Below are 21,076 nucleotides of genomic sequence, written 5' to 3' on the forward strand. Positions count from 1 at the left end.
GCCGTCGGCCCTGCTCGGCGGCGTCTACGTCGCGGCCTCCCACCCCGCTCCTGGTGACGCCATGGAGGCGCCGGCCTTCGCCGCCACGGCGCCCGACGGCGACTCCGTCGCCCTGCTGGGAGCGCACCGTACCGGTGGCGCCGATACCCGGGCTGGTGACGCGCCTCAGGTGGAGGACACGGCCGCCGGGTTCAGGCGGGCGGCCGCGGCGCGGGCGCGGCGGGCGTACGTGATGGTCCAGGTGACCAGCCCGGCGGTGACCGCGATCGGCAGCACCGTGGAGATCAGCACCATGGCGGAGGTGGACAGCGTGTACGCGAGCACGACGCGCACGGCCGCCTCGGCCAGGTAGGCGACGCCCCAGACCACGGTGAGGACGCGCTGCACGCGGCGGAACCCGGCGTACTGCCACAGGTCGTTCCAGCGCGCCAGCCCCTCGTCGGTGCCGTCGGTGCCGAACTTGCGGCCGAAGTAGAACATCAGCGGCCGGGGCGCGAGCAGCGAGCCGAGCAGCACCAGGCCGAACAGGCCGGTGAGCGCGGAGTCCTTGACCAGCGCCATCCGCTCGTCCTGGAAGACCAGTGTGGCGGCGACGCCGAGCCCGACGACGACCAGCGCGAGGACGCCGAAGTCGTCGATCCTGCGCCGGATCAGGAACACGCCGAGCACCTCGAGGGCCGGCCACACCGCCGAGATCGCGAGCGCGGTGACCGCCGGCATGCCGCGGTCGGTCAGCACCTCGTACGTCAGCCACGGAAGGGCGACGTTGAAGACGATCGTCGGGCCCCAGTTCAGGGCCACGGCCTGGAGTCTCGCCACCGGACCTCCCGTATGTGTCGACTATGCTCACGATCGTGAACGAAAATGTACCATCGCGAGGCCCGTCCGTACGACCCTCCCGCGGGCGTTCTCTCGGTCTCGTGCCGTTCCTGTTCGGGGTCGCCGGGGAGTCCGAACTGCCCGGCAGGGCCCTCGTCAGGCTGCTGGGCGACCTCGGGCTGACCGAGGCGGCGGGACGGGCGCTCGTCGCCCGGATGCGCCGCGACGGCCAGCTGACCGGCGAGCGGCGCGGCGGGCGCGCGTACTACCGGCTGGCGGGCGGCACGGCCGCCGGCTTCGCCAGGATCAAGAGCGACGCCTCCGCCGGGGCGCCGGAGTGGACCGGGCGCTTCCACGCGCTGCTCTACCAGGTGCCGGAGAGCGAGCGCGCCTACCGCGACGCGCTGCGCCGCACCGCCCTGCTCACCGGCTACGGCCTGCTCCAGCAGGGCGTGCTCATCGCGCTCACCGACCGCTCCGCCCACCTCGGCCCGCTGCTCGACCCGCCGCAGGGCGTGCGGCTGCGCACGGCCGAGATCGCCATGACGGACGACGAGGCCGCGCGGGCCGCGTACGACGCCTGGGACCTCGGAACGCTCGACGCCGCCTTCGCCGCCCACGCCGCCGCGATGGACGCGGCCCTCGAACCGGCCGGGGGCGGGTCCGGGGCGGGGGCAGGGTCCGGGGCGCTCGCGGCGGACGCGGAGGCGTTGCGTACCTTCAACAGGCTGCTCGGCGCCGCACTGGTCGACACGCTGCGCGCCCCTCGGCTGCCGGAGCGGCTGCAGCCTCCCGGCTGGTCGCTGCCCCGCCTGCACGCCGCCATCGGGAAGGTGCACCGCGTCTACGGCGGCCCCGCCGCCGCCTACGTGCGCGGGGTGCTGGCCGAGGAGGGCACGCCCGCGCCGTCCTCAGTGCAGAGCCGGTGGAGCGTCCCGCCGCCGTGACAGAAGCGGCCGCCGCTCCCCAGCCCTTAAGGTCGGGACATTCACCCCGCCCGGAGAGGACGATCATGACCGATGTCAACGCCGTGACGCTGGAGCCGGTGGCCACAGTCGTCGGCGGCCGCACCGAGGCCTACGACGACGACTGGGACAGCGTCGAGGCGCTGATCCGCCTCGACGCCGCGCGGTTCACGCCCGACAGCCTCGCCGGCCTGGACGCGTTCTCCCACCTGGAGGTCGTCTTCCAGTTCCACCTCGTCGACCCCGCCGCCGTGGAGACCTCCGCCCGTCACCCCCGGGGCAACCCGGACTGGCCGCTGGCGGGCATCTTCGCCCAGCGCGGCAAGAACCGTCCCAACCGGCTCGGCGTCTCCCGCTGCCGCCTGGTCGCCGTGGACGGGCTCGACGTCCACGTCCGCGGCCTCGACGCCGTCGACGGCACCCCCGTGCTCGACATCAAGCCTTACATGGCCGAGTTCGGCCCCCAGGGCCCCACCGCGCAGCCCGCGTGGGCGACCGAGCTGATGCGCCACTACTACTGATCGGCGTGCGCTGGGCGCGGCGCCCGATCGCTGTTAGCGTGCCGTCCGTGGATCAGGTGCATCGTGTGGAGCGGGCCGCGGGCGCGGTCGTGGGGTCGGCGGTCGGCGACGCGCTGGGCGCGCCCTTCGAGTTCGGGCCGGCCGGGGCGTTCTCCTCCCGGTTCCCGTGGCCGGGCACCGGGGGCGAGATGTGCGGGGGCGGAGTCTGGGCGCCCGGCGAGGCCACCGACGACACCCAGATGGCGGTGCACGTCGCCGCGTCCCTGGTGGAGCGCGGCGGCCTCGACCTGCCGGACGTCTTCGACCGCTTCCGCCGCTGGGCCTCCGACCGTCCGAAGGACATCGGCCTGCAGACGCGCGACGTCCTGTCCCGCCGCCTGCCCTGGGACCGGGCCGCCGACGCCCACTTCCGCGCCACCGGGCGCGCCGCCGGCAACGGCGCGCTGATGCGGGCCGCCACCAGCGCCGTGTACTTCGCTCCCGACGGACGTCCTGCCACGATGGAGGCCGCGCGCAGGATCGCCGCGCTCACCCACGGCGACCCCGCCGCCTGGGAGGGCAGCGCCATCTTCCACGACCTGGTACGCGTCGCCCTCGACGGCGGCGACCCGCTGGCGGCCCTGCCGGACGTCCTGGCCGCCGTCCACCCCGTCCACCGGGAGCGTTACGCCGTCGTCCTCGACCCGGGCTGGCACCCCGGCAGGGCCACCGAGCCGAACGGCGCCGTCTGGCCCTGCCTGGGCTCGGCCGTCTGGGCGCTGCGCACGACCGGCGGCTTCGAGGACGCCGTGCGCGCCGCCGTGGACCTCGGCGGCGACACCGACACCGTCGCCGCCGTGACGGGCGGCCTCGCGGGCGCCGTGTACGGGCTGGACGCGATCCCCGGCCGCTGGACCGATCCCCTGCACGTCCCGCTGCCCGGCGGGGGCGGCGCCGTCCTCACCCTGCCGGACCTCCTCGACCTCACCCACCGCCTGCTGAGCCGCCCCACCGGCCCCGCCTGAGCACCGCGCTCCCGCGGGTCAGGACGGGGTGCGCGGCTGCCACGGCAGGCGGTTCTCCAGTTCCACCTCCAGCGAGAAGCTGAGGAAGGTACGCACCAGGACGATGAGCGCGAGGACGCCCACACCGGCGAAGGTCGGGGCGACGGCGACCGTCTTGATGATGTCGCCCGCCACCAGGAACTCCAGCCCGAGGAGGATTGCGCGGCCGAGCCCCTGCCGGTAGGCGCGGTACGACTCCTGGAGCGGCTGCCGCCGCCGCCCCACGAGCTGGACGAACCGGGCGGTCGCCAGCAGCGCCCCCAGCACGATGATCACCACACCCGCCGCGTCCACGCCCTGGCCCACCCGCTCGACCACGCCGGCGAAGCTCACGGCCCGCCTCCCACGGGGCTCACGGCCCGCCCTCCGGGCCGTGGCCGGCCGGTTCCCGGCTCATGGGCGGGCCCCCGGCACGTCCTCACCGTCGAGGAGGGCGCGGGCCTGCTCGACGACCTCGTCCACGGGGATGTCCGCCACCCACGACACGTCGTGCGGGCAGCGCCTGGTGAGGTCCACGCCGCTCGTGCCGCAGGACGGGCAGGTCAGCGTCCACGAGATCAGCGGACGGTGCCCCGAGCAGGTGAGCGGCCCGGCGTTGATGAGGTTGCCGCACCAGTAGAGCCCGACGGTCGGCGTGCCGACGGCCGCCGCGAGGTGGCGGGCCCCCGTGTCGTTCGAGACGACCAGGGAGCAGCGCTCGTACAGGGCGGCCAGGCCCCCGACGCCCAGGTTCAGCACGGGGACGGCGGGCCTGCGCATGGCGGCGACGGTCCGCGCCACCAGCGCCGCCTCGGCCGGCGTGCCGGTGACGACGGCGGGGCGGCCGAGCCGGTCGGCGACGGCGGCGAAGCTCGCGGCGGGCCAGCGGCGGCGCGGGTCGCTCGCGCCCGGATGCAGCGCGACCAGGCCGGGCGGCGGCTCGCCCAGCGTGCGCGCCAGCTCCTCACGGTCGGCCCGGGTCACCGCGATACGCGGCTCCATCCGTTCGGCCGTCGCGCCGACCAGCGCCGCGACCTCCAGCGAGCGCAGCGTCTCCTGCTGGAAGTACAGGTACGGCACCGACCTGTCGAGCGGCGTCGCGTCCGGGGCGCGCAGGCCGGCGGTCACGCGGGCCCCCAGGGAGCGGACGAACGGGTTGGAGTAGCGTCCTCCGCCGTGGATCTGCACGGCCAGGTCGAAGCGGCGCCGCCGCAGCCTCGTCACGAACCCCTCCGGCGCGGCGTGCCCGCTCTCGCCGGTGGACACCCCGGTGATCGGCGGAAGCGCCACCACCTCGTCCACCGGTCCTGGGCGGCCCTTCAGGAAGCCGGCGTGCCACGGCTTGCCCAGCAGCGTCAGGGTGGCGCCGGGGTAGGCCAGCTTGAGCGCCTCCAGCGCCGGTACGGCGAGCACGAAGTGGCCCAGGGCGTCGGCCCTCAGCACCGCGATCCGCTCGACGCCGTCCACCAGTCCGTCCGCGCGCCCCCGTACGCTCATGGCCGCTGGCTACCCCCGGCCGACCTGGGCAAACGGCGCCGCCCCTCCGCTGCCAGGACCCGGCGCGCCGCGTCGGGCACCTCGTCCACGGCGATGGCGAGGAGGGCCGGGTCGGGCGCGTGGGTGAGCACCTCCCGCTCGTCCGTGCCGTGCCACAGGGCGGCGTGCACCGGCTTGCGCGGCGGCCCCCAGATGCGCGGCGACGCCGGGCCGAGCAGCCACCACCGAGGGCCGCTCGTACGCGCCGGCCAGGTGGGCGACGCCGCTGACGACCAGCGCGGCCCGGCGAACCAGCGCGGCGAGCCCCGCGAGGTCCGTGCGCCCGGCCAGGTTCGCCGCGCATCTCTCAGCCGGCCGCCGCTTGCCGCCGAACGCCGCACCGGGATGCACGATCGCGACCCCGCCCGTGACGTCCGGGTCCGTGTGTGTCCCGGTGGTGCGAGGAGGAGGTCGTCCTCGCGGGGGTCGGCTCCCGCGTGGCGTACCAGGCGGCGCCACTTGGCCACCCCGTGCTCGACGTCGCGCAGCGGCGGCCCGTCGTGCCCCGCCTCCGGGCAGGCGAACGCCACCAGCCGTCCCGTCCGGGTGGCGAGCAGGGCGCGCACGCTGGCGGGCAGGACGCCGTGCAGGTCGACGGCCACGTCCGGCGCGGGCACCGGCGGCGCGGATCAGCGGGGGAGCCGGTCGGCACGTCGGTCGGCATGGTGGTCGGCACGGTGGTCGGCACGGTGGTCGGCACGGTGGCGGCCGTCGCCGAGGACGTAGTCGTAGCACTCGGCGGTCCGGTCGCGCACGGTCGTCGGCAGCTCCATGTGGTACGCGCGGCTCGGCAGCAGCCCCGCCCCGCCGTACCGCTCCATGACGCGCAGCTCCGCCACCACGTCCTCCCCGGCGTGCGCGGGCGGCACCGACCGCCAGAACCCGAAGCCGCCGCACTCCTCCAGCCGCCGCCGGTCGTACAGGACGCAGCCGCCGATCCACGCCACCTTGTACGCCCACCACCGCCGCCCCTTCGCCACCCGCTGCGCCAGGTGGAGCGGGTTGGAGGCGTTGTGCAGCGTGAAGCGCCGCCAGGCGGAGCCGCCGCGCCGCACCCGTTCCGGCCGCACCCGTGACGTCCACTCCTCGTACGGCGCCAGCTCGTGCGGCCGCACGTCGTGCCGGTAGGACAGCCCGTGCAGGGCGTAGCCGACGAACCCGCACCGCAGCGCGTCCATGGCGGACAGCAGCACCTCGACGGCCGCGGGTTCCAGCCACACGTCGTCGTCCAGGTAGAGGACGAGGCGGCGGCGGGACTGCTCCAGCAGGAACTGGCGCTGCTCGGCCAGCCCGCGCGGCGGGACGTGCCGCAGCACCTCGGCCGGCCGTCCGAGGTGGTCGAGGATCCTGACCGTGGACGCCACGAGCGGGTCCTCGGACGCGGGCTCGGCCGACTGGTCGGAGACGACCACGCGGAAGCCGCTCACGGTCTGGGCGGCCAGTCCGGACAGCGTCACGGCCAGCGCGGCGGGACGGTCCTTGCTCGGGATCAGCACGTCGAGGTCGGCTGGTCGGCTCATGGCGGCCCGGCTACCCGGCCCCGACCTGGGCAAACGAGCACGGGCGTCCGGCGCGGCACCGGTGCGGCGGGCCCGCCGGGCGGGTACGCCCCGGTCAGCGGGGAGCCTGCTGGGACCGGAGGGGAAGGGCGAGATGATCCGAGGCTACGTCGAGCAGCCGAGCCCGCGCGCCGGGGACGGCATGACGCTCCGGGTCGCCACGGACGCCCCCTGGTTCCGGGTGGAGTTCCACCGGTGCGGGGCGCTGCTGGAGCGGTGCGGCGTGTCGGAGTGGCTGCCGGGCCGGGACGCGCCGCCGCACCTGCCGTTCCAGGACTGGGGCCGCCCGGGGACGGGGCTGCGCGGCGAGCTGCTGGAGCCGTGGACCGGTTACCGGCTGACGGCCCCGTCCCGGCCAGGCGTGTACGTGGCGATGCTGGTGGAGGGGGACGCCGCCGGGCGGGAGACGGCCGTGCCGGACCGGGCGACGCCGGACGGGCGCGACGCGAAGGCGCTGTTCGTGGTGCGCCCGCGCGAGCCGTCGGCGCCGGTCCTCTACAAGCTTCCGCTGCTGACGTACCACGCCTACAACCTGGCGGACGGCGAGCCCTACGACCGGGGGGCGGGGCGCGGGCAGTGGTGCCTGTACACGGCGCCGGAGGACCTGCCAAAGGACCCGGCCCCGGGGGTGGGGCTGCACCGGCCGGGCGGCGGCACGGGCGGCACCCCGTTCGACGTCTTCAACTTCGACCCGTTCGACCCGACGCCGCGCCAGACGTTCGCGCACTGGGACGCCCGCTTCGTCCGCTGGATGGAGCGGCGCGGGTACGCCGTGGACCACTGCACGGACGTGGACCTGCACAGGGAGGGGCCGGAGCTGCTGCGGCCGTACCGGCTGCTGGTGAGCGCGGGCCACGACGAGTACTGGAGCGACGCCATGCGCGAGGCGGTGGCCGGGCACGTGGCGGGGGCGGCAACGCGGCCTTCTTCGGCGGCAACACCTGCTGGTGGCGGGTCGTCTTCCACGACGAGGTGACGTTCTCGCGGGTGGCGTTCTGGCACGAGACCGGGCGTCCGGAGAACGAGCTCATCGGCGTCAGCTTCCGCAACGGCGGCGAGCGCGACGGGGACGACCATCCGGTGCCGGTCGGCTACCGCGTCCAGCACGCCGGCCACTGGGTGTACGAGGGCACGGGCGTGCGCGACGGCGACGTGTTCGGCGAGGAGGGGTACCTGGTCGGCTACGAGTGCGACGGCGCCGAGTTCGACCGGGGGCTGCTGGAGGCGGGCAAGCCGGTGCACCCGACGGGCGCGGACGGCACGCCGCAGGAGTTCGTCGTCCTGGCCGTCGGCGACGCGAGGGCGAGCGGCTGGGGGCTGGGCAACGGCGCCGCCACCATGGGCCTCTACACCCGGGGCGGCACCGTGTTCAACGCGGCCACCACCGACTGGGCGCGGGGCCTGGACGGCGACGCGGTCGTGGCCCGCGTCACCGCGAACGTCCTGGACCGGCTCGGCGGCCCCGCCCCGGCGGGCCCGTCCGGCGAGCCCCGCTAGACGGGCTCGGCCGGGCGCTCCCAGTCCTCGCCCGGCACGGGCGGCTCCTCCCGCTTCCTGATCAGGTACGGAGGCATGACGAGCGCGTGCATGTTCGTCCCGCGCAGCGTCTCGACCGAGTGGGCCGGGCTCTCCGTCAGCGGGTCGCCGGGGCCGTTGAGCGAGGTGTTGACGAGCACCGGGCAGCCGGTCCTGTCGTGCCAGCGGGTCAGCAGCGCGTGCAGGAACGGCGTCGTCTCCGGCGTGACGGTCTGCAGCCTGGCGGTGCCGTCGACGTGCGTGATCCCGGGGAGCCCCTCGCGGTGCTCGGCGCGGACGCGGGCGGCGTACTGCATGAACGGCGCGGGACGGTCCACCTCGAAGATCCGCTCGGCGTGGTCGGCGAGCACGAGCGGCGCGAGCGGGCGGAACCACTCGCGGCCCTTCACCTCGAAGTTGACGTAGTCCTGCATCTCGGGCCTGCGCGGGTCGGCGATGATGCTGCGGTTGCCGAGGGCGCGCGGGCCCGACTCGCTGCGTCCCTGGTGGAGCCCGACGACGCGGCCGCGCTCCAGCAGCTCCGTCATCGCGCCGACGAGGTCGGCCGGACGCTCGGCGACGAGGTCGTCCGGCAGGTCGCGGACGGCCGCCTCGATCTCCGCCGGGTCCGGCTCGGGGCCGAGGAAGTCGTCGGTCCAGCGGAACCGGCTCTCCACGCCCAGGCAGGTGACGAGGCCGTAGAGGGCGCAGCCGACGGCGGTGCCGCCGTCGTGCGGGCTGGGCGGGATGAACACCTCGCTGAACGGCGACTCGCGGAGGAGGATGCCGTTGGCCGAGCAGTTCAGCGCCGTGCCGCCGGCGAAGACCAGGTCGTCGAGCCCGGTCTGCGCGTGCAGCCAGTCCACCAGGCGGGTCAGCGCGTTCTCGAACGCGCGCTGCCCGGCGGCGGCCAGGTCGGCGCAGCGCTTGAACCGCTCGGGCGCGTCGCCGGCGTAGCGGTAGGTCTCGCTCCGCTGCCCGAACGTCTCCATCCAGGCGTCGGGGATGAACACCTCGTGGCCCTTGACGTCCAGGTCGGGCAGGCCGAGCGCGTCCGGGTCGCCGAACGGGGCGAGGCCCATGACCTTGCCCTCGTTGCTCTCGCCGGTCGGCCAGATCATCTTGGTGAGCAGCGCGTAGAAGCAGCCGAGCCCGGCCGGGTGCGCCCAGTCGCCGTCCCAGAGCTGCTTGGCCAGGCACTCCACCAGCCCCCTGCGGCAGCGGTAGAACGAGCTGATCTCCAGCATCCCGTCAGGGGTGCCCGGCGGCAGGTCCACCTGCTCGGTGAAGTCGCGCACGCGGCTGCCCTGGGCGTCGACGACCAGGCCCGCGGCCTCCTCGAACGGCGACGGGTAGAAGGCGCTGTAGAGGTGCGACAGGTGGTGCGAGAGGAGGACGACCGCCGCGTCCGGCTTCAGGCGCAGCGTCCTGCGCAGCTCCTCGTGGTAGGCGCCGAGGTTCTCGATCTCGTCGTCGGACGAGTAGCCCTCGACCACCAGGTCCACCGGCTCGTTCAGCAGCGGCATGCGCGGCAGGTAGCGGTCGGGCAGGTCGCCGAGCCGTCCCCAGTGGTGCTTGCGGCGGCTGACGCGCTCCTTCTGCAGGCTGTAGATGTCCGAGTCGCCCCTGGCGACCGCGATGGAGCCGTCCTGGGTCCTGTTGATGCCCACCACGATGGGGACGTCCGTCATCTCGGTCCCTCCTGACTGGAAATACGGCTACCCGTACCCGTCACTCCGGTAAATCCATCTCTAGGGGACGTAAGGGAACAGAGGGAACCTCCGGGTCAGAAGGTGCAGCGGTGGAGGGCGCAGCCCCGGCACACGTCCGGCGGAGAGCCGTCCAGCAGCCGTCGTCACGTACGCCGCCTCCCACGGCCACGGGCAGCCCGGCTCCCCGGGGGAGCGCGCCTGCGGGCGCCCGTCGAGCAGGGGCAGCCGCAGCCGCGCCCGCCCACGGGCGCCTGCCGTTTCTGTCGGAGGTGTGCGGCAGGGTGTGACGCGTGATCTCCTTCGTCTACCGCACCCACTACGAGGGCCCCCTCGGCAAGCGCGTCCGCCGCCTGCCCGACGACAGCGTCCTCCACTGGTTCCGCCGCGCCTGGGCCGCCGTCGTCGACGAGCCCGGCCGCGACATCCAGCACTGGCTCGACGCCGAGCTCGGCGGCCCCGTCTACGGCCTGCACACCGTCTTCCGCGAGGCGCGCGAGCAGCGGCTGCCCGCCCCCCGCGACTGGCGCGAGCTCGCCACCGTGCTGCGCGATCACCTGTACTACGAGGGCGAGCTGCGGGCCGACGAGCACGGCGTGCGGGTGTGCACCGACGACGACGAGGTCGAGCTCTGCTACTTCTTCTTCGACGACGCGCTGGCCGGGCTGCGGCCGGAGCGGGCGGCGTACCTGCTGCACGAATCCTGGCCCCTGCCGGGCGACGCGGCCGGCGACCCGCTCCCCGCCGGTCCCGGCGAGACCCACGCCGCCTTCCTCACCTTCTACGACAGCGACAGCATCTGCTGGCAGCCGCCGATCACCTTCCCCGGGGTCCGGCTGCCCGACCTCGCCGCCCACCTGCGCGCCGCGACGGCCGGGCTGGAGGGGTGGCCGCTCGAACTCGTCGTGCTGCGGGCGCTGCTCGCCCCGCACGACACCGGGCTGGGCGAGGCGCTCGCCCGCTGCAACCACTGGCCGTCGTTCGGGGAGCGGACCCCGTCCGAGCTGTACGGCCCGCACGAGACCGCCCACGCGTACGCCATGCGCGTCCTGGAGGGCGGCAAGCCCGACCGGGGGCGCGACCCCGCGCGCACCCTGCTGGCCGCCGACCCGCACCTGGCGCAGATGTCGATGCACGCCGACGACTACTTCGGCCACCAGCAGTGGTTCCTCTTCGACGACGTCTGGGCCGCCCGGCACGAGCACCTGTCCGGCTCCCTCCTCCACTACGCCGCCGAGTGGGACCCGTTCTGCTGAGCCGCCCGGCCTGACGGCGACGACGCGCGGGCGGCGCGCTTCCCCCGCCGCCCGGCGAAGACAGGGGAGACCTCGCCCAGCGTCACCGGCGTGACCTCTGCGCGGGTGCCGTCGCGGAGCTCCACGAACCGCTGCTGGAGCTGCGCCGGCGCGGCCTGGACGTCGAGGGCGTCCCTGGCTGCCCCTGTCCACCCCCGACCCGGCCCCGGCAGACCAGATCGGGTTCCCAAGAGGCTAGAAGCAGTATTTCTGCGGGGTGCGTCCCGATGCCTCGATCTGGACGACCTTGCTCTCGGAGCTGCCGGGGGCCGTGAGGATCATCGCGATGTGCAGCTTCTCGCCAGTGCGGCTGCCGCTGCCGCCGCCGCAGACCGCGCGCGCCCGCTTGGTGAGGTGGTGGAAGCGGTGGATGACCTTCTTCCAGTTCTTCTTCGGCGTCATGACCATCCACGCCTCGCCGTCGGTCTTCTCGTCCGTGCAGTGGCTGACGCCCTGGCAGGGGTGGCTGTACTGCTTGACGGACGCCTCGGCGGGGTGGGTCAGCAGCGCTCCCGTGACTGCCGCGGCCACCAGGCCCAGGGCAAAGGTCTTCATCATGTCCATTGAGATGTCTCCGGCAACCTCAAGGTTCAGGCTTTCCAGGATTGCTCGCCATGCCTCAGGGCAGCCTGTCGGGACGGCTTCCAGCGGTCCGCCGGGGCGGGCAGGTCAGTGCGAGAGCGGGGCGTCCGTGGTGTCCACCAGCCGGCAGTCGGCCACCGGCCCTTCGGCGACCCGGGCCCAGATGCCGGCGACCTGCTCGTCGTCGCTGACGCTGAACTCCAGCACGCCGGTCTGCCCTTCCTTGATCACCTTGGGGTCGATCACGAAGGCGGCGTCGTGGCTCTCGGGCGGGGGGAACACCGACAGAGGCGCCTCCTCGTTGCTCAGGAAACGGGTGGCACGTGGTTCGGGGCCGCACTTCTTGCCGGAGGGCACGTAGCTGACCACGACCTTCGCGCCCAGCGCCTGCAGGTCGGCCTGGAGCTTGAAGGGGTCCTTGGCCTCGTTGATGGTGATGTCGATCAGCCCGTCGGAGGCCCTGTCCACCGCGTACGCGGGGTTGCCGAGCAGCAGCGGGGCGGCCACGACTGCCGCGGCGGCGAGCGCGCCGGCGGGGACGAGCAGCGTGAAGCGGGACATCCGGGTGCGAGGTCTCTTGGCGATCTCGGTCATCACGAACTCCTTGAGCAGTCGGTGACGGCCCTCGGGAAGATCACGCTCAGCCGGGATGTTCATCGGATCTCCTCCTTGGCGGGGCCTCGGTCACCTGTTACCTGTCGAGTCGTGGCGGGGAGTTCCCCCGATCCCGCGAGTTTCTTGCGGGCTCTCGACAGGCGGGACCTGACCGTGCCCACTGGGACGCCCAGCGCCTCGGCGGCCTCGGCGTAGTCGAGCCCGGCCCAGACGCACAGGGCGAAGACATCCTGTTCCTGCTTGCGCAGCCTGCCGTACGCCTGCTTGATCGCGGACAGCCGCTCGGCGTCGTCGACGCGCCCGACCACCTCGTCGGCGAAGTCCGGCACGGATCCACCTCTGGGCATCCTGGCCAGCGCGTCGTCGTGCCGGCGGGCGGCTCGCCTGGTGTTGCGTGCCACGTTGGTCGCGATGCCGAGCAGCCACGGCCGCAATGAGCCGCCCTCGGCATCGATCCTGCCGCGTAACCGCCAGGCCTCGAGGAACGTCAGCGCCACGACGTCCTCGGCCTCGGGCCAGTTGGCGGTCAGCCGGAAGGCATGGTTGTAGACGGCCTTGGCGTACTCGTCGAAGAGCTGCGAGAAGGCCGCCTGGTCCCCAAGGCGAATCCGGGCACGCATCGATGTATCCACATATCACTACTGTCCGCTCGCGCCCCCGAGTTCCCGGTGCGGCGCCGCTGAAGGCGGCTTGCGACAATCGGCGGCGCGCGCCGGCGCCTCCACCGGCAACCGCGCCCGCCCTGGCGCGCGGACGGCCGACCGGCAGGCGGATGACCGCCGGCCGACGGATGCACCTTGCTGGGCACCCCGCCCGCGAGCGGCCCGGCTCGGCCGCCTTCAGCCGGAACCGGTGCAGGCGTCGTAGTAGCTGCCTTCGCCCGTCCCTCAGCTCACCGTCCAAGACCATTCCGGTGGCATGACGGCGGGCGCGGGCGGTGGTGGAGTCGCGCTGACCAGGTCGAGGTCGGCCTGCCCACAGGCTGCGGCCTCGGCGCCACGGGCTGCCGGTACGAAACCGCCACATCACACCGTTGTGGGGTCTGCGCCCGCCATGCCCCATGGCCTGCACCGGGACCGCAGGCAATCCCTCCGACTCAACTCCATACAGGCCGTGGCGGAGACGTTCGGGAAGCGGGGCGTCACCAGAAGACGATCGCCGTGCCCGTGCCGACGGAGTGGCGGGCGGCGGCGATGAGCTGGAGGCAGGTGAACGCCGCCACCCCGTGCCGCCGCCAGGCCGCGCCGCCCGGCAGCGGGTCCTCGACCGCCTCCTCCATCTCGTCGGACCACGGGTCGAGGTCCTCCGGCAGCTCCATCAGCGCGGCGAGCCCGCGGCACTCCTCCAGCAGCCGCTGCGACGACCCGACGTACGCGCCGGTGATCCGCTCGTCCACCAGCACCGGCGCGAAGTCCACCGGGACGTAGTAGCCGTCGCAGTCGCTGTGGTGCACCAGATGGTCGAACCCGCCGGCGGCGTCCCCCGGCGACCCGATCACCCGCGGGCCGCCCGGCCCGGCCGACACCGCGACGGCGTGACGCGGGCCGTGCACGTACTCGGCGGCCAGCAGCGGGTCGGCGGTGGCCCGCGTGGAGTCGCCGAGCGGCTTGGGCAGCGCCCCGGTCGCGGCCCTGTGGGCGGCCAGGCGGCGCAGCTCGTGCAGGCCGCCGTACCCCCACATCTCGTAGTCGCGGCGGGCGGACCCGGCGGGCTCCGGCTCGTGCCAGGCGGGCAGGCCCGCGGCCGCCAGGGCGTCCTGGACGAGGGAGAGCTCCTTGCGCGGACCGTCGCCGTCGATGCGCGTGCCCACCATGATGTCGAGACCCATGCCCGCATCATGCCGCCCCCGCCCGACATTCCGGACGGCGGCGTGAGCCGGCCGGCCCTCCGGGTCAGACGGTGTGGCCGACGCGGAAGAAGGCGTCCGGGTCGTAGGCGTGCTTGATCTCGCGAAGCCGCCGCAGGTCATCCGGTGCGAAGGCGGACGCCGTCCTCGACGGGTCGGTCAGGAAGTTGAGGAAGGTCCCGCCGTTCGCGTGCGGGCGCAGCGCCTCGGCCAGGCCGGGCGGCGGCGTGTCCACGATGACCGACAGGCGCGTGCTGCGGCGGCTCACCGGTCCGGCGTCCGGCCCGGGTCGGCCCATCGCGCCGCCCCAGTGCCGCACCTCCACCGTCCGGGCGTGCTCGGACGCCTCCACCAGCGTGCCGATCACCTCGTCGGGCAGCGCGTCGAACAGGTCCAGGTGCCTGGCGGCCGTGCCGCCCATCGCGGTGCGCGCGTACGGCATCGAGGCGGTCTCGTCCAGCAGCGCGGGCCCGGCGGCCCGCCACAGCGGGGCGAGCAGCCGCCTGGCGTCGTCCGCCTCCCCGGCGTGCACGGCCTTGACCATGAGGACGTGGCGGCCGCGCAGCGGCTCCGGCGTCGCCGCGTCGTCCGGCATCCACCGCAGCACGATCGCGGTGCTGAGCGCGTCGGGGATCCGCTCGATCCAGTCGCGGTACGCGGCCAGCGTCTCGGCCGCCCCCTCGATCGGGAAGTACGCGAAGCCCGCGTACACCTCCGAGACCGGGTGGAGGCGGAACTCCAGCGACGTGACGACGCCGAAGCCGCCGCCGCCCCCGCGCAGCGCCCAGAACAGGTCGGGGTGGCGGCCCGCGTCGGCGGTGACGTGCCTGCCGTCGGCCGTCAGGACGCGGGCGCGCACCACGCTGTCGGCGGCGAAGCCGTGCCTGCGCGCCAGCCAGCCGAGACCGCCGCCGAGGGTGTAGCCGGTGACGCCGACCGACGGCGACGAGCCCGACAGCGGCGCCAGCCCGAACGGCGCGCACGCCGCGATCACCTCGCCCCACCGGGCGCCGGGGCCGACGCGCGCGATCCGGCGACCCGGGTCCACCAGCACCGACGCCATCGCGGAGGTGTTCACCACGATCCCGCCGTCGCACCCGGCGTGGGTGCCGTGGCCGGTGGCCTGGACGGCGAACGGCAGCCCGTGCCGCCGGGCCGCCAGCAGCGCCGTACGCACGTCGTCCTCGTGCGCCGCCTCGGCGACCAGCAGCGGGCGGGGGTCCACGGACGGGTTCAGCGACCGCCGCCGCTCGTCGTAACCGGCTTCGCCCGGCAGGTGGACGGGGCCGGAGAAACCGTGGAGCAGGCGTGCGGGGTGAACGTCGCCCTGGATGGCGTACGGCTGGGTCATCTCGGGTCCTTCTCACAGGCGGGGCGGGGAGCGGCCGCCCGGGGCCGGACGGCTGACTCCACAGTGGTAGAAGCCCCTTACGACCCGGTTCCGACAGCCTTACCACCACTGAGTAAGCCCCCATAAGCCACATGACTCCCGATCAACCTGCAGCCCGATCAACCTGCAGTCCGATCAACCTGCAGCCCGGTCAACCTGCAGTCCGATCAACCTGCAGCCCGGTCAACCTGCAGCCCGGTCAACCTGCAGCCCGGTCAACCCGCAGCCCGGTCAACCCGGAAGCGCGGATGCCAGCCAACCCGCAGCGCTGTAGCTCGGTAAGGCCGGACCCGGTCGAAGGTTCTTCTGGTGGGGTGGGTCGTCCGTCTGGGGGTGTCTGGTGGTGGGGGCTGTTCGTTCGGGGGGTCAGGTCGTTCGCCTGGTGGCATCGGGGGGCTGACGGTCGGGCGGGGGCTCCTCGCCGGGGGTCGGGTAGAGGTAGACCGTGGTGGCCAGCGGGACGCGGCTCCTGATGCGGCGTTCCGTCTCGGCCAGGGCGCGGGCCGCCTCCTCCGTGTCGCGGGCGGACGGCAGGGTGACGCGCGCCGCCACGAGCAGGTCCTCCGGTCCGAGGTGCAGGGTGCGGAGCTGCGCGAACGACTCGATCGACGGGTCGTCGCGCAGGACGTCCATGATGGCGTCCTCGACGGCGGGCGACGCCGCCTCACCGATGATCATGCTCTTGGTCTCCCTGGCCAGCGTCACCGCCACGGCGACCAGCAGCAGCCCGATGGCGACCGACCCCAGCCCGTCGAACGCCCCGTTGCCCGTCACCAGCGTCAGCGTGACCCCGGCCAGCGCGAACGCCAGGCCCGTCAGCGCCGCCGCGTCCTCCAGCAGCACGACGGGCAGCTCCGGCGCCTTGGCCTCGCGGATGAAGCGGGCCCACGACCGTCCGGCGCGCACCGGGTTCGAGCTGCGTACCGCCGTCCGCAGCGACAGCCCTTCCAGGACGATGGCCGCCACCAGCACCCCGACGGCCCACGGCCAGCTCTCCAGCGGATGCGGGTGGACGATCTTCTCGTACCCCTCGTATAAGGCGAAGAGCCCTCCGCCGAAGAACAGCACCACCGACACCAGGAAGCCGTAGAAGTACCGCTCGGCGCCGTAGCCGAAGGGATGGGCGCGGCTGGGGCGGCGCGTCGCCCGGCGGCGGCCCAGCATCAGCAGCCCCTGGTTGCCCGAGTCGGCCACGGAGTGGATGCCCTCGGCGAGCATCGCCGAGGACCCGGTGAAGAAGAACGCCGCGAACTTCGACGCGGCGATGCCGAGGTTCGCGGCCAGCGCGGCGAGTGTCGCCTCCCGCGATCCGTCCTCGCTCACGGACGCCGCCTCCCGCGATCCGCCCTCCCGCGATCCGTCTTCACCCGATCCGTCTTCACGCAGGCTGTCTTCACGCAGGCTGTCTTCACGCAGGCTGTCTTCACGCAGGCTGTCTTCACGCAGGCCGTCCTCCCGCAGACCGGCCCCACGCAGCCCGTCTCCGCGTGTGGAGTCCCGACCCAGCCCGTTTCCTCGCGTGACGTCCTCACGCGGGCCGCCTCCGTCTGCGCCGTTCTCGCTCACGCCCGGCCGCCTACCCAGGCGAGATCGCTTCTATCGCCCGTCCTGGAAGCCCCTGGTGGCGGGCGGTCCGGATCCGGCGAGATGCCGCGGGGCGCGCCGTGTTGTTACAGTGGCGGCGGCGCGCCGGGAACTGTGGGCGGGCGGCGTGCCGATCTGTCGTGGAGGGCGCGCGTGGCGAGGGGGAGGCGGGCGAGTGCGGCCCGGCTGGCGCAGGTGCTGATGGCCGCGTGGCCGTTCGTCATGATGGGCGGCGTCGTCGCGGTCGACCTGCTGGCCGGCCCTCAGTACGGCTACCTGACCCTGCTCGCGCTCGGTCCCGCGTTCGCCAGCCTGGTGGGCCGCGTCCGGCGCACCGTCGTCATCGGCCTGCTCGCCGCCGTGCTCTCCCTGGTGCTCGCCGTGTACGACGACCTGCTCGGCGCCCGGCAGAGCGACCTCAGCCTCCTGTCGATCGCCGGGGTCACCGTGGCGGGCGTCCTCGCCGCGATGGGCCGGCAGCGGCGCGAGCAGGAGCTCGCCGACGTGCGGTCGGTCGCCGAGGTGGCGCAGCGGGTGCTGCTGCGCCCGGTGCCGCGCCGGGCCGGGCACCTGCGCGCGGCCGTCTCCTACACCTCGGCCAACGCCGAGGCCCGCATCGGCGGCGACCTGTACGAGATCGTCACCGGCCCCGGCGGCGTCCGCGTGATCGTCGGCGACGTGCAGGGCAAGGGCCTGGAGGCGGTCGAGACGGCCGCCACGGTCCTGGGCGCGTTCCGCGAGGCGGCGCACGACGAGGCCGACCTGCTCGGCGTCACCAGGCGGGTGGAGCGGGCGCTCAACCGGCGGCTGTCGGGTGAGGAGTTCGTCACCGCCGTGCTGGCGGAGGCCGCCACCGACGGCACGCTGACCCTGCTCAACTACGGCCACCCGGCGCCGCTGCTGCTGCGCGCCGACGGCGAGACCCTGCTCGCGGAGCCGGGCGCCACCGCGCCGCCGCTCGGCCTGTCGGAGCTGAACGCCCCGGGGCCGGCCCCGTACCAGGTGCCGTTCGCGCCCGGAGACCAGATCCTGCTGTACACCGACGGCGTGGTCGAGGCGCGCGACCGCACCGGCTCCTTCTACCCGCTGGTGGAGCGTTCCTTCCTGCTCGGCGACGACGACCCGGAGCAGGCGCTGGAGAAGCTGCGCCTCGACCTGGTCGCCCACGTCGACGGCCCGCTGCACGACGACGCCGCGATGCTCCTGCTCCGCTGCAAGGACCCCGCCCTGCCCGACGCCGCCTGACCGGGCGGCCGGGCCGTCCGGCCGGCGGGGTGTCAGGGGCGGGTGACGAGGATGCCGTCGTCGTCGCTCCACAGGTGGGCGCCGGGGTGGAAGGTGACGCCGCCGAACGTCACCGGCACGTCGCGCTCGCCGGTGCCGAGCTTGCCGCCTTTGCGGGGGTTCGAGCCGAGCGCCTTGACGCCGAGGTCGAGGCCGCGCAGGGCCGCCACGTCGCGTACGGCGCCGTTGATCACCACGCCGGACCAGCCGTTGCCCGCGGCGATGCCCGCGATGACGTCGCCCACCAGCGCCGCGTGCACGGAGCCGCCGCCGTCGACCACCAGCACCCTGCCCTCGCCCGGCTCCGACAGCACCCACTTGAGCAGCGCGTTGTCCTCGTGGCAGCGGACCGTCACGACGGGGCCGCCGAAGGCGTGGCGGCCGCCGTACTGGCGGAACTGCAGGTCGCAGGAGTCGAGCTCGTCGCCGTGCTCGTCGTACAGGTCGGCCGTCACGATATCCCTGGATGGGTCCATGAATGGCCTTTGTAGCACGTCGCCGTCACCCGCAGAAGCCCGCGACGATCTTCCTGACCGATGCCGCCGTCAGGGGTGTTCCTCTTCACGTCTTGACGGATCCGGGATGAGACGCACGGTTTTCCCCAAGAGTCATGAGGAGACGCTACAGCAAGTAGCTATACGTGACTTTCTGGAGCGAAAGGAGGTGCGCCATGGTTAGGGGCATCGTGATTCTCATGGGCATGGCCGCGGCGGCGACTCTGATGACGCTGGGCGTCATGAACATGCGCAACGGCTCCCGCCGTCCTGGCAGGCGCGCCTGACGCGCGTACCCCGGGGCGTCCCCCCGCCGACCGGCGCGGACGCCCCGGGATGACACCCCCCGCCGATCACCCTCAGGCCGCCCCGGGGGCCTTCCGCCTGGTCCGCCGAGGGGAATGAGCCACGGCGACGTGCGGTTGCAGGGCACGTCTGATCCGCGAACCGGCTGCGGGACGGAACGTCTCGCGGGATGGGGGCCCGCCATGCCTGACTATGGACACGACCTGCTGTTCGGCTCGTTCATCACCCCGGCCGGCGCCGACCCCCAGCAGGTCGTCGGCCTGGCTCAGGCGGCCGAGGAGGCGGGGCTCGACCTGGTGACCTTCCAGGACCACCCGTACCAGCCGGCCTTCCTCGACACCTGGACGCTGCTGTCGTACGTGGCCGCCCGCACGGAGCGGGTCCGGCTGTCGGGCAACGTCGTCAACCTGCCGCTCCGCCCGCCCGCGGTGCTCGCCCGCGCCGCGGCCAGCCTGGACCTGCTGAGCGGCGGACGCTTCGAGCTGGGCCTGGGCGCGGGCAGCTTCTGGGACGCCATCGAGGCCATGGGCGGCCGCCGGCTCGCCCCCGCGGAGGCGGTGCGGGCGCTCGACGAGGCGATCGACGTCATCCGCGGCGTGTGGGACGCGGGGGAGAAGGCCCGCCTCCGCGTGGACGGCGAGTTCTACCGGGTGGACGGCGCCAAGCGCGGCCCCGCCCCTGCCCACGACATCGGGATCTGGCTGGGGGCGTACAAGCCGCGCATGCTGCGGCTCACCGGCGCGAAGGCCGACGGGTGGCTGCCCTCGCTGCCGTACCTGTCGGGGCTGGGGCAGATCGAGGAGTCCAACGCGGCCATCGACGCGGCGGCGGAGGAGGCGGGCAGGGATCCGCGCGCGGTGCGGCGGCTGCTGAACGTCAGCGGGCGGTTCGGCGGTTCCGGCGACCGGCTGCTGCAGGGGACGCCGCGCGACTGGGCGGAGCAGCTCGCCGCGATCGCCCTCACGTACGGGGTCAGTGGCTTCATCCTCATGGGGGACGACCCGGACGCGATGCGGGTGCTCGGCCAGGAGGTGGCGCCGGCGGCCCGCGAGCTGGTGGCGGCGGAGCGCGCCCGCAGCTGACCGCGTCCGCCGCGTCGTCTTTCGTACCGGCGTACTGCGCCCTTCGATGTACGCCGGCCGCCGCCAAAGTCGCAGATGACGCTGGCCGTTCGACCGAAGCCCGGCCCCGGGCGCGGTCGGGAGCATGGGCGCCATGGAAATCACGATCAAACGCGGCGCCGGCCTGGCCGGGGCCGTCACCGCGAGCCTGCTCGCCCTTCTCACGGCCGTGCCGGCGCAGGCGGCCGAGACCACGGCCGCGAGCCAGGCCAGGGCCGGTGCCACCACGGTCGCGAGCCAGGCCGGGAGCGGGGCCACGGCGGCCGCGAGCCGGGCGCGCACCGATGACGCGAGCCTGGAGCTGCCCGTCCCGACCGGGTCCCAGCCGGTGGGGACCGTCAGCCTGCACCTGGTCGACCGCGGCCGTCCCGACCCCTGGGTGCCCACGGAGAAGGCCAGGGAGCTGATGGTCTCGCTGTGGTACCCGGCCGCGAAGGGCGGCGGCGCCACCGCCCCGTACATGACGGACGCGGAGGCCAAGGCCCTGCTGGAGGGTCAGAAGATCACGGGGGTGCCGAGCGAGGCGGTCAGCGGCACCAGGACGCACGCCGTCAGCGGGGCCCGTCCGGCAGGCCGCAGGGGGACGCTGCCGCTGGTGGTGCTCTCGCCCGGTTTCACGATGTCGCGCACGTCGCTGACCGCCCTCGCGGAGGAGCTGGCCAGCCGGGGGTACGTGGTGGCCGGGATCGACCACGTCCACGAGTCGTACGGCACGACCCTGCCCGGTGGGCGGTTCGCCCGCTGCGTCGCCTGCAAGGAGCTGGAGGCCGACCCCATGACGGGCGGAGCCAAGGTGGTCAGGGGGCGGCAGGCGGACGTGTCGTTCGTGCTCGACCGGCTGCTCGGACGGCATCCCGTCTGGAAGGGCGCCCGGCTGATCGACCCTTCGCGCGTGGGCATGGCCGGGCACTCG

Annotated in this window: 20 protein-coding genes and 2 pseudogenes; 9 read left to right on the forward strand and 13 right to left on the reverse strand. The window is 74.2% G+C overall.

The annotated features are described in order from the left end of the window. Positions 1-165: 165 nt before the first annotated feature. Positions 166-819 carry a VC0807 family protein gene (locus BMX74_RS25090; protein WP_091103148.1) on the reverse strand — a complete coding sequence of 218 codons (654 nt, stop codon included), beginning with the start codon at positions 817-819 and terminating at the stop codon, positions 166-168. Positions 820-920: 101 nt separating this feature from the next. On the opposite strand from BMX74_RS25090, the gene BMX74_RS25095 reads away from it, so the two are divergent. The 3 genes from BMX74_RS25095 (at position 921) to BMX74_RS25105 (ending at position 3,309) form a co-directional block, all read left to right on the forward strand. Continuing rightward, entirely contained in the window at positions 921-1,766 is an 846-nt protein-coding gene (locus tag BMX74_RS25095; RefSeq protein WP_055502718.1) for a hypothetical protein, read from the forward strand. Positions 1,767-1,831: 65 nt separating this feature from the next. After that, complete coding sequence (locus BMX74_RS25100; RefSeq protein WP_055502717.1) at positions 1,832-2,305, forward strand: SAM-dependent methyltransferase; 474 nt, start codon at positions 1,832-1,834, stop codon at positions 2,303-2,305. 47 nt (positions 2,306-2,352) lie between these two features. Beyond that, positions 2,353-3,309, forward strand: a complete 957-nt coding sequence (locus BMX74_RS25105) for an ADP-ribosylglycohydrolase family protein (RefSeq protein ID WP_218154032.1) — start codon at positions 2,353-2,355, stop codon at positions 3,307-3,309. A gap of 18 nt (positions 3,310-3,327) precedes the next feature. Here BMX74_RS25105 and BMX74_RS25110 read toward each other — a convergent pair whose 3' ends face one another. From BMX74_RS25110 to BMX74_RS25125, 4 genes are read right to left on the reverse strand one after another with little or no spacing between them, the layout of a single operon-like run. Beyond that, positions 3,328-3,681 carry a DUF1622 domain-containing protein gene (locus BMX74_RS25110; protein WP_055502715.1) on the reverse strand — a complete coding sequence of 118 codons (354 nt, stop codon included), beginning with the start codon at positions 3,679-3,681 and terminating at the stop codon, positions 3,328-3,330. Between the two features lie 60 nt (positions 3,682-3,741). Continuing rightward, complete coding sequence (locus BMX74_RS25115) at positions 3,742-4,824, reverse strand: glycosyltransferase family 9 protein (protein WP_091103151.1); 1,083 nt, start codon at positions 4,822-4,824, stop codon at positions 3,742-3,744. A gap of 9 nt (positions 4,825-4,833) precedes the next feature. Continuing rightward, the gene (locus BMX74_RS45815) at positions 4,834-5,598 is read right to left on the reverse strand and encodes a glycosyltransferase family 9 protein (protein ID WP_143078759.1); all 765 of its coding nucleotides are present in this window, start codon (positions 5,596-5,598) and stop codon (positions 4,834-4,836) included. Next, positions 5,493-6,383 (reverse strand): glycosyltransferase family 2 protein, encoded by an 891-nt coding sequence (locus tag BMX74_RS25125; protein ID WP_091103154.1) that lies wholly within the window; start codon positions 6,381-6,383, stop codon positions 5,493-5,495. The genes BMX74_RS45815 and BMX74_RS25125 overlap by 106 nt, the downstream gene beginning before the upstream one ends. A 412-nt stretch (positions 6,384-6,795) precedes the next feature. Between BMX74_RS25125 and BMX74_RS46510 the strand changes: the two are divergent. Beyond that, positions 6,796-7,919: pseudogene (locus BMX74_RS46510) on the forward strand (N,N-dimethylformamidase beta subunit family domain-containing protein). On the opposite strand, the gene BMX74_RS25135 reads toward BMX74_RS46510, so the two are convergent. After that, positions 7,916-9,628, reverse strand: a complete 1,713-nt coding sequence (locus BMX74_RS25135; RefSeq protein ID WP_091103155.1) for a carbamoyltransferase family protein — start codon at positions 9,626-9,628, stop codon at positions 7,916-7,918. The pseudogene BMX74_RS46510 and the gene BMX74_RS25135 sit on opposite strands and share 4 nt — an antisense overlap. Before the next feature lie 311 nt (positions 9,629-9,939). Between BMX74_RS25135 and BMX74_RS44315 the strand changes: the two genes are divergently transcribed. Continuing rightward, positions 9,940-10,902 carry a hypothetical protein gene (locus BMX74_RS44315; RefSeq protein WP_177227503.1) on the forward strand — a complete coding sequence of 321 codons (963 nt, stop codon included), beginning with the start codon at positions 9,940-9,942 and terminating at the stop codon, positions 10,900-10,902. A 234-nt stretch (positions 10,903-11,136) separates the two neighbouring features. Here the strand turns inward: BMX74_RS44315 and BMX74_RS25145 are convergent, their stop codons facing one another. The 6 genes from BMX74_RS25145 to BMX74_RS25170 all read right to left on the reverse strand — a co-directional run bounded on the left by BMX74_RS25145 (position 11,137) and on the right by BMX74_RS25170 (position 16,697). Then, entirely contained in the window at positions 11,137-11,499 is a 363-nt protein-coding gene (locus BMX74_RS25145) for a hypothetical protein (RefSeq protein WP_143078757.1), read from the reverse strand. Positions 11,500-11,610: 111 nt separating this feature from the next. After that, a complete protein-coding gene (locus BMX74_RS25150; protein ID WP_055502708.1) occupies positions 11,611-12,180 on the reverse strand; it encodes a hypothetical protein in 570 nt (189 codons plus the stop codon). Then, on the reverse strand, positions 12,177-12,758 hold the full coding sequence (locus tag BMX74_RS25155; RefSeq protein WP_091103158.1) for an RNA polymerase sigma factor: 582 nt from the start codon (positions 12,756-12,758) through the stop codon (positions 12,177-12,179). The genes BMX74_RS25150 and BMX74_RS25155 overlap by 4 nt, the downstream gene beginning before the upstream one ends. A 521-nt stretch (positions 12,759-13,279) precedes the next feature. After that, positions 13,280-13,966 carry a hypothetical protein gene (locus BMX74_RS25160; RefSeq protein ID WP_091103160.1) on the reverse strand — a complete coding sequence of 229 codons (687 nt, stop codon included), beginning with the start codon at positions 13,964-13,966 and terminating at the stop codon, positions 13,280-13,282. A gap of 64 nt (positions 13,967-14,030) precedes the next feature. Beyond that, a complete protein-coding gene (locus BMX74_RS25165; protein WP_091103162.1) occupies positions 14,031-15,335 on the reverse strand; it encodes an FAD-binding oxidoreductase in 1,305 nt (434 codons plus the stop codon). A gap of 405 nt (positions 15,336-15,740) precedes the next feature. After that, positions 15,741-16,697: a cation diffusion facilitator family transporter gene (locus BMX74_RS25170; RefSeq protein WP_091103163.1), complete on the reverse strand. Its 957-nt coding sequence runs from the start codon at positions 16,695-16,697 to the stop codon at positions 15,741-15,743. A gap of 51 nt (positions 16,698-16,748) precedes the next feature. Here BMX74_RS25170 and BMX74_RS46690 point away from each other — a divergent pair. Further along, positions 16,749-16,811: pseudogene (locus tag BMX74_RS46690) on the forward strand (hypothetical protein); the annotation flags it as partial. A 300-nt stretch (positions 16,812-17,111) separates the two neighbouring features. Continuing rightward, positions 17,112-18,203 carry a PP2C family protein-serine/threonine phosphatase gene (locus BMX74_RS44325; protein ID WP_236714663.1) on the forward strand — a complete coding sequence of 364 codons (1,092 nt, stop codon included), beginning with the start codon at positions 17,112-17,114 and terminating at the stop codon, positions 18,201-18,203. Between the two features lie 32 nt (positions 18,204-18,235). Here the strand turns inward: BMX74_RS44325 and rraA are convergent, their stop codons facing one another. Continuing rightward, a complete protein-coding gene (gene rraA / locus BMX74_RS25180; RefSeq protein WP_091103165.1) occupies positions 18,236-18,718 on the reverse strand; it encodes a ribonuclease E activity regulator RraA in 483 nt (160 codons plus the stop codon). 506 nt (positions 18,719-19,224) lie between these two features. Here rraA and BMX74_RS25185 point away from each other — a divergent pair. Then, positions 19,225-20,124 (forward strand): LLM class flavin-dependent oxidoreductase, encoded by a 900-nt coding sequence (locus BMX74_RS25185; RefSeq protein ID WP_091103167.1) that lies wholly within the window; start codon positions 19,225-19,227, stop codon positions 20,122-20,124. A 133-nt stretch (positions 20,125-20,257) separates the two neighbouring features. Further along, a partial coding sequence (locus tag BMX74_RS25190) for an alpha/beta hydrolase family protein (RefSeq protein ID WP_420538141.1) occupies positions 20,258-21,076 on the forward strand: 819 nt, incomplete at its 3' end.

The organism is Nonomuraea pusilla, from assembly GCF_900109355.1.
GTDB lineage: Bacteria > Actinomycetota > Actinomycetes > Streptosporangiales > Streptosporangiaceae > Nonomuraea > Nonomuraea pusilla.

Bases quoted from the DNA above. Each gene is read 5' to 3' on its own strand.
- BMX74_RS25100 (WP_055502717.1), top strand. From the start codon at position 1,832: ATGACCGATGTCAACGCCGTGACGCTGGAGCCGGTGGCCACAGTCGTC.
- BMX74_RS25115 (WP_091103151.1), bottom strand. From the start codon at position 4,824: ATGAGCGTACGGGGGCGCGCGGACGGACTGGTGGACGGCGTCGAGCGG.
- BMX74_RS25125 (WP_091103154.1), bottom strand. From the start codon at position 6,383: ATGAGCCGACCAGCCGACCTCGACGTGCTGATCCCGAGCAAGGACCGT.
- BMX74_RS25135 (WP_091103155.1), bottom strand. From the start codon at position 9,628: ATGACGGACGTCCCCATCGTGGTGGGCATCAACAGGACCCAGGACGGC.
- BMX74_RS25145 (WP_143078757.1), bottom strand. From the start codon at position 11,499: ATGATGAAGACCTTTGCCCTGGGCCTGGTGGCCGCGGCAGTCACGGGA.
- BMX74_RS25150 (WP_055502708.1), bottom strand. From the start codon at position 12,180: ATGAACATCCCGGCTGAGCGTGATCTTCCCGAGGGCCGTCACCGACTG.
- BMX74_RS25155 (WP_091103158.1), bottom strand. From the start codon at position 12,758: ATGCGTGCCCGGATTCGCCTTGGGGACCAGGCGGCCTTCTCGCAGCTC.
- BMX74_RS25160 (WP_091103160.1), bottom strand. From the start codon at position 13,966: ATGGGTCTCGACATCATGGTGGGCACGCGCATCGACGGCGACGGTCCG.
- BMX74_RS25165 (WP_091103162.1), bottom strand. From the start codon at position 15,335: ATGACCCAGCCGTACGCCATCCAGGGCGACGTTCACCCCGCACGCCTG.
- rraA (WP_091103165.1), bottom strand. From the start codon at position 18,718: ATGGACCCATCCAGGGATATCGTGACGGCCGACCTGTACGACGAGCAC.
- BMX74_RS25185 (WP_091103167.1), top strand. From the start codon at position 19,225: ATGCCTGACTATGGACACGACCTGCTGTTCGGCTCGTTCATCACCCCG.